This window comes from Mesorhizobium sp. M1050 (assembly GCF_040318715.1).
Classification (GTDB): domain Bacteria; phylum Pseudomonadota; class Alphaproteobacteria; order Rhizobiales; family Rhizobiaceae; genus Mesorhizobium.
In genome coordinates this window covers 67431-77750 of the sequence record NZ_JAMYMV010000027.1, presented here as the reverse complement: position 1 = coordinate 77750, position 10320 = coordinate 67431, and the positions used below count along the sequence as shown (strand labels likewise).

Genomic DNA, 10320 nt, shown 5'->3' with positions numbered 1-10320 from the left:
CACCCCCCCGGCGCGTGGGGGGGGGGTTGTTCGCACCGCGGGGCGCCGTCGCGGGGGGGGGGTGGGGGGGGGGGGCGGCGCGCGCCGCCGCCGATGCATATTCGCGCGACATCGCTGTCCAGCCTCTCGCCGTACGCCCGCCCGTGCTGAGCGTCGGCATCCCGGCAAAGCCCGACCTGAAATTCTTCGGCGATGCGGCGATGCAAGCCGGCTTCGAGGCCTCGCTTGCCACGCTGTCGCGGCTCGGCTGCCGGCTGGTGGAAATCCCCTTCGGCGATTTTTACGCCACCGCCAACCTTCTCTACGAGGGCGCCTGGGTGGCCGAGCGCTATGCGGCGATCCGCGATTTCATGGAGGCCAACGAAGCGGCCCTGCATCCGGTGACGCGCAAGATCATCGGCGGCGCGCGCAAGCTTACGGCGGCGGACGCTTTCCGCGGCCTCTATGCCTTGCAGGCCTACAGGGCAAAGCTTGCTCCCGTCATCGCCTCGGTCGACCTGTTTTGCGTGCCGACCGCGCCGACGCATTACACAACCGCCGCTGTGCTTGCCGATCCGATCGAGACCAACAGCCGCCTCGGCACCTACACCAATTTCGTCAACCTGCTCGATATGTGCGGCATCGCCGTTCCGACGGGCACGCGCGACGATGGGCTGCCGATGAGCGTGACCTTGCTGGCGCCGGCCGGCCGCGATGCGCTGACAGCGGCGCTCGCCCGCGACCTGCATGCGGCGAGCGGCGCCTCGCTCGGTGCAACGGGCTGGCCCCAGCCCGGCCCGCCGTCGGCCGCCGCGCCGCCCTGCGACGGCATGATCGATCTGGTGGTGGTCGGCGCGCATCTGTCGGGCATGCCACTCAATGGCCAGCTCAACCAGCTCTGCGCGCAGTTCTTGCGCGCCACCAGAACCGCCGCCGCCTACAAGCTCTATGCGCTGGCCGGGCAGTCGGTGCCGAAACCCGGCCTGATCCGCGTTGCAGATGGCGGCACGCCGATCGATGTCGAGGTCTGGCGGCTTGGACCGGAGGCCTTCGGCCGTTTCGTCGCCGCCATTCCGGCACCGCTCGGTGTAGGAACGATCGAACTCGAGGATGGCAGCGCGGCCAAGGGGTTTCTCGTAGAAACCGCCGGCCTAGCGGACGCGTCCGATATCTCCGCCTATGGTGGTTGGCGCAATTTTACCAACCGCGACCAAAAATATGGCTGATCAAACTGACCTCTGGTCCAAAAGGCCCGTCACTTCGAATGAACCCTAAATTCGGGCTCGGCTTCGTTGGTTTGCGCAAGCGGGTAGCGGATGCCAACTACTTCTCATGTCCCCGCTTCTGCGCAATCAGGTCCAGCCGCTCGCGGTCGGAGCGTTCACGCTCGTCGCGGTTGCGCACCTCCTTGTAGGCGCGTTCGACCATGTTGGTGCGCGCGGTTGCGGCGGCGATGAGGCTGGCTTCTTGCTTGGCGCTTGTCAGGTTCGCCTCCTGGCGGACGACGGCTTGGGCGATGCGACGGTGATAGAGATCGGGAAACAGGCCGGAGAGGGAATCGGCCTGGTCGAAATGCCCGACCAGATCGCGGGCTTCGGCCTCGGCATTACTGGCCGCGGCGATGAAGGTGGCGTGACGGGTTTCGTGCAGCGCCTTCAACTGCTCCTGCACCTTGACCAGTTTCCTGAGACGGTCCTTGCGCGTGGTCATGGTCATCTCGCCAGCGTCAGGTCGACAAAACCATCGACGAACAGCGACAGCATTGTGCCGATGGCGAAGTAGAAGACGATCATGCCGCCGGCGATGATGAACGGCTGGGAGATGAAATAGATCGGGATCTGCGGGGTCAGCTTGTTGACGAAGCCGATCGTCAGATTGACGAGAATGGCATAGGCGACGAACGGGCTGCCGAGGCGGATGACCAGGAAGAAGGTGTCCGAGACCGTGTCGGTGACATCGACCAGTGCGGCCTGCGGGTTGAAGAAGATGTTGACCGGCGCGACCGTGTAGGAAGATACCAGCGCGCGCACGATCTCGTGGTCGAAATCGAAGACGAACAGCATCAGCAGCGCCGAAAAAGAGATGATGGCGGCAAGCGCCGCCTGGGGTTCGGGCTCCTCGATCGCCGGTCCGCCGGTGCCGCCATAACCGATCAGCATGGCGATGGCCGAGCCCATGAAGCGCAGGGCTTCCATGTAAAGCCTGGTCATCGCGCCGATCAGGCCGCCGACCAGCAGTTCCGAGATGATCATCGGCACCAGGATTTGCGGGCGCGGGTCGACGAAGGGAAAGATCTTGTCCCAGAGGAAAGCGAGCAGGCCGCCGGTGGCGGCGACCGCCACGAACAGCCTCACCTGGACCGGAATGCGGGCGCTGGACAGGCCCGGCATCAGCATGAAGCAGGCGCCGATACGGCAGAAGGCGAGGAACGCCGCGATGACGACGCCTTGCGAGAGCACGGTCACGATATGGTTCCGAGCACCCTGATCTCGACGCCCTTGGCGATTTCGACATGGCTGAGCACCGGCAGAGTGGTGAATAGCCGCTCGATGATCATGCGCACATAGGGACGGGCGTCGGGCGCGGTGACCAGCACGAAACGTTCGCCGGCTTCCAGATATTTCTTGATCGCCTTGGTCGCGTCCTGGCCGAACTCCTCGAGTTGGCGCGGGTCGATGTCGAATTCGCGCACCTCGCCCTTGGCGTCGCGCTTGAGGCTCTGGTGGAAGGCGAGGTCCCAGCGGTTGCCGAGGCGCAGCACCTTCAAAACGCCGCCCTCGGAGAGGTCGCCACAGATCTGCTGGGCCATGCGGATGCGGACATGTTCGACGATCTGCTCGGTGCGGCGCACATGCGGTGCGATCTCGGCGATCGCCTCGATGATCAGATGCAGGTTGCGGATCGAGACACGCTCGGCGAGCAGCAGCTTCAGCACCGCCTGCAGGCCTGGATAGGAGATGTGCGTGGTGCAGATCTCGTCGGCGAGCTTGCGGTATTCCTGGTCCTGCCGTTCGAGCAGCGCCTTCATGTCCTTGTAGGACAGAAGCTGCGGCAGGTTGTTGCGGATGACCTCGGAGAGATGGGTGAGCAGCACCGACATGTTGTCGGCGAAGGTGTAGTTCTCGCGTTTAAGGTCTTCAGAGAAGGTTTCGAGCACGGAGTAGGCCCGCATGCCGAAGGCCGGCTCGCGAATTTCCTCGCCAGGTATTTCGGGCATGTCGCGGCTGCCGAGCAGCACCATGATCTCGCCGACACGCATCTGGTATTCGGCCACCACGGTGCCGTGCACCTTGATCTGATAGCTCTTCGGCGGGATGGCGAAATCGTCGGCGACGCGCACCTCCGGCACGACAAAGCCGTATTGGGTGGCGAATTTCTTGCGCATCTTGGCCATGCGGAAAACCAGTTCCTGATGCGACGTCAGCAGCCTCGTCGACAGCTGCTTGCCGATCAGCAGCTCGATCTCGGCAGTGGCGAGCGAGGCCTTGACCGAGTTCTTCTCCTCCTCGACCTTGGTCGCCTTCTCCTGGTCCTTGATCGCTTCAGCTTCGGCGAGGGCGCGGTTGTGGCGCATCGGGATGACGTAGCCGAGGCCGGCCATGCCGGCGGCGAGCGCAAAGAACGGGAACACCGGCAGGCCAGGCATCAGACCGAGCAGCACCAGCAGCGATGCGGCGACGTAGAGGGCGCGCGGATGGGCGCCGAGCTGGCCGAACACCGCCTGGTTGGTCGAGCCGCGGGTGCCGCCCTTGGAGACGAGCAGGCCGGCGGCGAGCGAGACGATGAGCGCCGGGATCTGGGTTACGAGGCCGTCGCCGACAGACAGCTTGATGAACACGTCGGCGGCTTCGCCCATGCCCATGCCGTGCCTGATGTAGCCTATGGCAATGCCGCCGACGATATTGATGGCGGTGATGATGAGGCCGGCGATGGCATCGCCGCGGACGAATTTCGAGGCGCCGTCCATCGAGCCGAAGAAGGAGGATTCCTCTTCCAGCTCGCGGCGGCGTAGCTGCGCCGTCTTGTCGTCGATCATGCCGGCGGAGAGATCGGCATCGATCGACATCTGCTTGCCGGGAATGGCATCGAGGGTGAAGCGGGCGCCGACTTCGGCGATACGGGTGGCACCCTTGGTGATGACGATGAAGTTCACCACGATCAGGATCATGAAGACGATGAGGCCGATGACGAAGTCGCTGGCCATCACCAGCTTGGAGAAACCGGCGATGACATAGCCGGCCGCGTGCGTGCCCTCATTGCCGTGCGACAGGATCATGCGCGTGGTGGCGATGTTGAGCGATAGCCTGAGCATGGTGGCGATGAGCAGCACGGTCGGGAATGACGAGAAATCGAGCGGCCGCTGGATCCACAGCGCCACCATCAGGATCAGTACCGAAAGCGCGATCGAGAAAGCGAGGCCGATGTCGATGAGAAAGGCCGGGATCGGCAGGAACAGCACGGCCAGGATGATGACGATGCCGATGGCGAAGAAGACGTCGCGGCCGTTCTTGGCTACCGCGCCGGGCTGGATGCTTTCGCTGATCGCCATGTCGTCCCCAAAACCATAGACTGCCGAGCGCGCGACAGCCTGGTGAAGGTAGCCCGCCAAGCTTGCGCGAGGGTGGGAGACTGGCTAGTTCGAACGAGCATGCGCGGGTGGCGTGCGGGCCGGCTTGGCAAAGAAGGGAAAACCCATGCTTCTGATCATCGGCACCATCCGCTTGCCGCCAAACAAATTGGAGGAAGCCAAACCCGCCATGGAGCGCATGGTTTTGGCCAGCCGTGCCGAGGCCGGCTGTGTCCAATATTCCTACGCGCGGGATGTGCTCGATGCCGGGCTCATCCGGGTCGCGGAAGCCTGGAGCGACCGGGCGGCGCTGGACGCGCATTTCGCCTCGCCGCACCTTGCGGACTGGCGTGCCAGCTGGCCGGCACTTGGCATCGGCGAGCGCAACCTCGTGCTCTATGAAGCCGGCGAGCCCACGCCGACCTGATCGGTTTGCCACAATGGCGCCTCGTCTGTCGCCATTGTGGTTGCCATGCCTTGTCGCCGGGCGTATCAGGCGGCCTTTCCACTGCCTTTTGTGATGTCGGCGAGCCGCCCCGGTGCTTTCCAGAAACCACAGCGAAGTCTACGCCCGCCGGCTGCGCGCGGTGCTGATCCGATCGGTGCCGCTGCTCGAGGCGCGCGGCATAGCGGTGGTCATCCTGGCCGGCGCCGTCGGCGTGATGGCGGGCCTACTGGTCACGGCGATGAGCCAGATCGTGCAGGACCTGCACGGGCTGTTGTTCGGCGTCCAGCCCGGTGGTCGGCTTTCAGGCATGTTCTCGCTCACCAATCCGGCGCAGGCGCTGGTACCGGCGATCGGCGGCATCCTGCTCGGCCTAACGGTGATCTGGCTCAGAATCCGGAAATTCCGCGCCCCGATCGACCCGATCGAAGCCAACGCGCTCTATGGCGGACGCATGTCGCTGACCGACACCTTCATCATCGCCGGCCAGACGATGATCTCCAGCGGTTTTGGCGCCTCGGTCGGGCTGGAAGCCGGCTACACGCAGGTCGGGTCCGGCCTGGCGTCACGGCTGGCGCACTTCTTCAGGCTGCGCCGCAACGATGTCCGCATCCTGGTTGGCTGTGGTGCGGCCGGTGCCATAGCGGCCGCCTTCGATGCGCCGCTGACCGGCGCCTTTTATGGCTTCGAACTGATTATCGGCATCTATTCGGTCGCCAATGTCGCGCCTGTCATGACAGCGGCGATCTCAGCCTCGCTGACCGCCGAAATGTTCGGCGGAGCGCCGTTTCCGCTTGAGCTTTCGGGCCTGCCGTCGCTCACCGCCAGCCAGTACCTGCCGTTCCTGCTGCTTGGTCTGCTGGGCGGGGCCGTGGCGATCGCCATCATGCATCTGGTGACGCTGATCGAGCGCGGTTTTGCCAATTTGTCGATCGATGCGTCGCTGCGCCCCGTCATCGGCGGCGTCGTCGTCGGCTTGTTGGGGTTGATCACGCCGCAGGTCCTGTCCAGCGGCCATGGCGCGCTGCATCGCGAATTCTCGATGAATTACGGACTGGCCGTGGTGGCCAGCGTCTTCGTGCTCAAGCTGGCGGCATCGGCGATCTCGCTGGGATCGGGCTTTCGCGGCGGATTGTTCTTTGCCTCGTTGTTCCTCGGCGCGCTGCTCGGCAAGGCGTTTGCGGATGTGATGGTCGTCGTCTCCCCGGCAACCGGCATCGACCCTGCCGTCGCCGCCGTCGTCGGCATGACGTCGCTCGCCGTCGGCGTCGTCGGCGGACCGCTGACGATGACCTTCCTGGCGCTGGAATCGACCCGCGACCTGACGCTGACCGGCGTCGTGCTGGCGGCCTCGCTCATGTCGGCGATCCTGGTTCGGGAAACCTTCGGCTACTCGTTCTCGACGTGGCGCTTCCACCTGCGCGGCGAGACCATCCGCAGCGCCCACGACGTTGGCTGGATGCGCAGCCTCACCGTCGGCTCGATGATGCGCAAGGATATCAAGACCATCTCTGCCTCGACCACGCTGGCAGCCTTCCGCAGGCAAGTGCCGCTCGGCTCGGCCCAGCGCGTCATCGCCGTCGATGCGGGCGACCACTATGTCGGCGTGCTGATCGTGGCCGAACTGCACAGCGATCTATCCGACGGCGAGGTCGCGGTGCGCGATCTTGCCAAGTACAAGGACGCGGTGCTGGTGCCCAGCATGAACGTGCAGGCCGCCGCCGAGACCTTCCAGCGCGCTGGCGCCGAAGAACTCGCCGTGGTCGAGGATTTCACCGACCATATCGTGCTGGGGCTGTTGACCGAAGGCCATTTGATGCGGCGCTACGCCGAGGAACTCGACAAGGCGCGCCGGGACCTGTCGGGCGAGGGTTAGCGTAACCCAGGGCAAAATCCTTACGAGAGCCGGCGCGGTTGCCAAGCCTAATGCTCGATCGGCCCCTTGGCCATCACGAGAGCGGTGCCGGCGGTCGTCGGGCGCTCGATCATGCGCCGCACGCGCGGCGGCTCGTCGCCGCTGTGCAGCGCCCGCACGCGCTCGCCGATGACGGCGTCGGCATGGGTGATGCGTCCATTGTGGCGCACATATTCGATCCAGGTCGGCGTATGATAGTGCTCGATCCAGATCGCCGGATTTTCGAGGTCGCGCGCCAGCGTCCAGTTGCGGGCGCCGTCACGGCGGCGGACACGGCGACGTTCGGCCATGATGGCGAGGAACTCAGGTACGTCCTTTTCGCGGATGACGTATTCGATCATGATGGCGATCGGCCCGCTGCGCGGCTTGAGGTCAAGCGCCAGGTGCGGTTCCCTGAAGCGGTTGAGTGGATCGAGGTTAAGCACCTGCTGTTGTGGCAGCGGCAAGAGCAGACCGATGGCGCCGCCGGCCAGCATGGCGATGCTGGCCGCGATCAGCGCGGTTTCGGCGCCATGGGCATCGGCAACGACGCCCCAGATCCAGCTGCCGAGCGCGATGCCGCCGAAGGTCGCGGTCTGATAGACCGACAGCACCCGGCCGACCACCCAGCGCGGGGTGGCCATCTGCACCGTGACATTGAAATGCGACAGCGCGATCACCCAGCAAGCACCACCGACGAGCAGGCCGAGTGAGGTCTGCCAGGCATGATGGCTGAAGGCGGCATTGAAGGCGCAGACGGCGAAGCCGGCGAAAGCACAGCGCACCATCGTCTCGCTGGACAGCAATTGCCGCAGCCTGACGCTGATCAAGGCGCCGCCGACTGCGCCGATGCCGAAAGCGCCAAGCATGATGCCGTAGGTCAGGGCGTCGCCGTTGACGACATCGCGCGCCACCAGCGGCAGCAGTGCCAGCACGGCGCCGGCGCTGAAGCCGAAAGCAGCGCCCCTGACCAGCACCTTGCCGATGTTGGGCGACATGGCGACATAGCGCAGGCCGGCGCCCATGGCGGCACCCAGCGACTCGCGCGGCAAGGTCGATACCGGCACGTCCGGCTTCCAGCGCGCCAGGACGACGATCAGGCCGATATAGCTCACCGCGTTTGCCGCAAACGCGGCCGCCGCGCCGGCAGCGGCGACGATGATGCCGCCGATCGCCGGGCCGACGCTGCGGGTAAGATTGAAGCCCATCGAATTGAGCGCGACGGCGGCCGGCACCTTGTTACGGGGCACGATGTCGCCGACGGAGGCCTGCCATGACGGGCTGTTGAGCGCGGTGCCGCTGTCGATCAGGAAAGTAAAGGCAAGCAGCGTCCACGGCGTGATCAGGCCGGAATAGGTGAACAGGGTCAGGAACACCGAGACCACCAGCATGAAGGTCTGGGCGATCAGCATCACCTTGCGCCGGTCGAAACTGTCGGCAATGGCGCCGGCGACGAGCGCAAACAGCATGATCGGCAAGGTGGTCGAAGCCTGGACCAGGGCCACCTGATAGGGGGAGGTGGCAATCGTGGTCATCATCCAGGCGGCGCCGACGCCCTGGATCAGGCCGCCGAAATTGGAGACGAGACTTGCACCCCAGACGGCGCGGAAAATGCCGTGCCGGAAGGGCGCCAGTGCCGAGACGCTCTCGCTGTCCGGCTTTTCGTCAATCATCGGTGGTTCCTGCCATGTCGTGCCGATTCGTCAGACGATCCGTTTGCTCAGGCCGTTTGCCGAAAGTAGGGCATGGCGCCGCAAAGGGCGAATGTCTTTCGAAAAAGCCCATGGTCCAACAATGGGATAGAGGAGGTCCACGCCCTATCTGCCGCCAGACCTGAGGAGATGCATCGGGTCTGCAAGCGACCTGCCCGAATGCAAAACAGCAACTTGCCCCAGCCGCCTGCAAGCTTTGGCACTCGTTCCAACACGGTCGGATAGCTGCTGCTCAGAAGCCGTTCTGGATGCGCTCGAAGATGACGTTAGTGAAGGCTGATATCTGGCTGCCGATGAAAGGGCCGGTCAGCGCCATCACCAGCATGATGGCGACGATCTTCGGCACGAAGGTCAAGGTGATTTCCTGGACCTGCGTCAGCGCCTGGATGAGGGCGATGCCGATGCCGACCACCATGGCGACAAGCACCACCGGGGCGGACGCGGTGAGCACCGTCCACACCGCGTACTGGACGATATCGAGAGCGTCGGCCTCGTTCATGGGACTGGCTCTCTGTCTAAAGCGTCAGCTCGCTGCCTTGACCGAGACTCCCGGCCCGACCGCGACTTCGGTGCCGTTCTGCAGCACCGCGATGAGGCCGCCGCTGGCGAGGCGCACCGACGCCACCGTGCCTGTCGTGTTGCCATCGGCGGAGGTTATCGATCGCCCGATCAGCGCGTCGGCCTGCGACAGCGCCGAGGACTGCATGATCTGGTCGAGCTTGGTGTTGCTTTGCACCGATTGCTCGACCTGCGAGAACGTGGCGAGCTGGGCGACGTACTGCGTCGAGTCCATCGGCTTGGTCGGATCCTGGTTCTTCATCTCGGCGATCAGAAGCTTCAGGAAGGACTGATAGTCGACCGCTGCCTTCGACGTCGACGCGGTGGCTTGGTTGGCGCCGGTCGGTATTTTCGTCGTCATGTCCACGTTCATCAGTATCGTGCTCCCACAGCCAGCGGGCGCTCGGCACCCGGAACGTCGTCGTTGCCGCCCAGCGCGCGGCGTTCAAGCGGATAGAGCGCGCGAATTGCTTTCAGCGCCTCGTAAATATAATCCTCGCCGACCATGCGGTCGATCTGTTTCAGCGCGCCGCAGATCTGGGTGTCTTCGAAGCTTACAAGCAGCAACGGCAGCGAGCGGCGGAACATGTCGCGCGCGGCCGCCGCGCCGGCCGGGTTCATCAGCATGACCTGCAGGATGAAATACAGCTGCTTGAGCGGCGTCGAGGCATCTTCGGCCTGGATCACGTGGCTTTCGAGCAGGAACTGCACGTCGTTCATCAATTCGACGGTGACCTTGCGGTCGACACGGATGACGGCGCCGTTAATGTAGATCTTTTCATTCGGCTTGAGCGATATCTTCAGTGTGTTGGTCATTGAATGCCGTCCCTGATGATCTGGGACACTTCGATCAGCCCTTCGAAATTGTTGGTGCGGCCCTGGCGAATGTCCTCCGCCTCGCGCAGCAGCCACAGACCGATGGAAATGAGGTTGGCGCGCAGTTCCTTGGGCAGGGCGTTGTCGCTGGAGCCGAGGTCCTCGACGAAGGCGGTCCAGACACGGTTGGTGAAATTGAGTGCCTCGATCGCCTCCATCGAGCTGTGGCCGGCCGCGGCCGCTGCCGCCAGCATGTCGATCGAGCGGGTCAGGAGTTCCCGCTCGCGGTCCTTCGCATCGGCTACGGAGGTGCTCTGGATGTCGGCGTAGGAGAATTGGTACATCGTTG

11 protein-coding genes are annotated in these 10320 nt (G+C 64.5%); 3 read left to right on the top strand and 8 right to left on the bottom strand.

What is annotated here, in order from left to right; all coding sequences use genetic code 11:
* The coding region (locus NKH57_RS16790) for an allophanate hydrolase-related protein (RefSeq protein WP_352945581.1) at positions 1 to 1205 on the top strand (1205 nt) is incomplete at its 5' end.
* Positions 1206 to 1302: 97 nt separating this feature from the next.
* Here NKH57_RS16790 and NKH57_RS16785 read toward each other — a convergent pair.
* The 3 genes from NKH57_RS16785 to flhA are packed head-to-tail and all read right to left on the bottom strand — an operon-like array spanning position 1303 to position 4528.
* Entirely contained in the window at positions 1303 to 1689 is a 387-nt protein-coding gene (locus NKH57_RS16785) for a hypothetical protein (RefSeq protein WP_352945579.1), read from the bottom strand.
* Between the two features lie 2 nt (positions 1690 to 1691).
* Positions 1692 to 2444 carry a flagellar biosynthetic protein FliR gene (gene fliR / locus NKH57_RS16780; RefSeq protein ID WP_352945577.1) on the bottom strand — a complete coding sequence of 251 codons (753 nt, stop codon included), beginning with the start codon at positions 2442 to 2444 and terminating at the stop codon, positions 1692 to 1694.
* Positions 2441 to 4528, bottom strand: a complete 2088-nt coding sequence (gene flhA / locus NKH57_RS16775) for a flagellar biosynthesis protein FlhA (protein ID WP_352945575.1) — start codon at positions 4526 to 4528, stop codon at positions 2441 to 2443. Before flhA ends, fliR begins: the two co-directional genes overlap by 4 nt.
* Before the next feature lie 145 nt (positions 4529 to 4673).
* Between flhA and NKH57_RS16770 the strand changes: the two genes are divergently transcribed.
* Positions 4674 to 4973 carry a putative quinol monooxygenase gene (locus NKH57_RS16770; RefSeq protein WP_023761710.1) on the top strand — a complete coding sequence of 100 codons (300 nt, stop codon included), beginning with the start codon at positions 4674 to 4676 and terminating at the stop codon, positions 4971 to 4973.
* Between the two features lie 112 nt (positions 4974 to 5085).
* Complete coding sequence (locus NKH57_RS16765; protein WP_352945572.1) at positions 5086 to 6867, top strand: chloride channel protein; 1782 nt, start codon at positions 5086 to 5088, stop codon at positions 6865 to 6867.
* A 47-nt stretch (positions 6868 to 6914) separates the two neighbouring features.
* Here NKH57_RS16765 and NKH57_RS16760 read toward each other — a convergent pair whose 3' ends face one another.
* The 5 genes from NKH57_RS16760 to flaF form a co-directional block, all read right to left on the bottom strand.
* Positions 6915 to 8558 (bottom strand): MFS transporter, encoded by a 1644-nt coding sequence (locus NKH57_RS16760; RefSeq protein WP_352599705.1) that lies wholly within the window; start codon positions 8556 to 8558, stop codon positions 6915 to 6917.
* Positions 8559 to 8829: 271 nt separating this feature from the next.
* Positions 8830 to 9096: a flagellar biosynthesis protein FliQ gene (fliQ, locus tag NKH57_RS16755; RefSeq protein WP_352945570.1), complete on the bottom strand. Its 267-nt coding sequence runs from the start codon at positions 9094 to 9096 to the stop codon at positions 8830 to 8832.
* Between the two features lie 24 nt (positions 9097 to 9120).
* Positions 9121 to 9528 carry a flagellar hook assembly protein FlgD gene (gene flgD, locus NKH57_RS16750; protein WP_352945568.1) on the bottom strand — a complete coding sequence of 136 codons (408 nt, stop codon included), beginning with the start codon at positions 9526 to 9528 and terminating at the stop codon, positions 9121 to 9123.
* Positions 9528 to 9971: a flagellar biosynthesis repressor FlbT gene (flbT, locus tag NKH57_RS16745; RefSeq protein ID WP_023761705.1), complete on the bottom strand. Its 444-nt coding sequence runs from the start codon at positions 9969 to 9971 to the stop codon at positions 9528 to 9530. Before flbT ends, flgD begins: the two co-directional genes overlap by 1 nt.
* Complete coding sequence (gene flaF, locus NKH57_RS16740; protein ID WP_023761704.1) at positions 9968 to 10315, bottom strand: flagellar biosynthesis regulator FlaF; 348 nt, start codon at positions 10313 to 10315, stop codon at positions 9968 to 9970. Before flaF ends, flbT begins: the two co-directional genes overlap by 4 nt.
* Between the last annotated feature and the right edge of the window lie 5 nt (positions 10316 to 10320).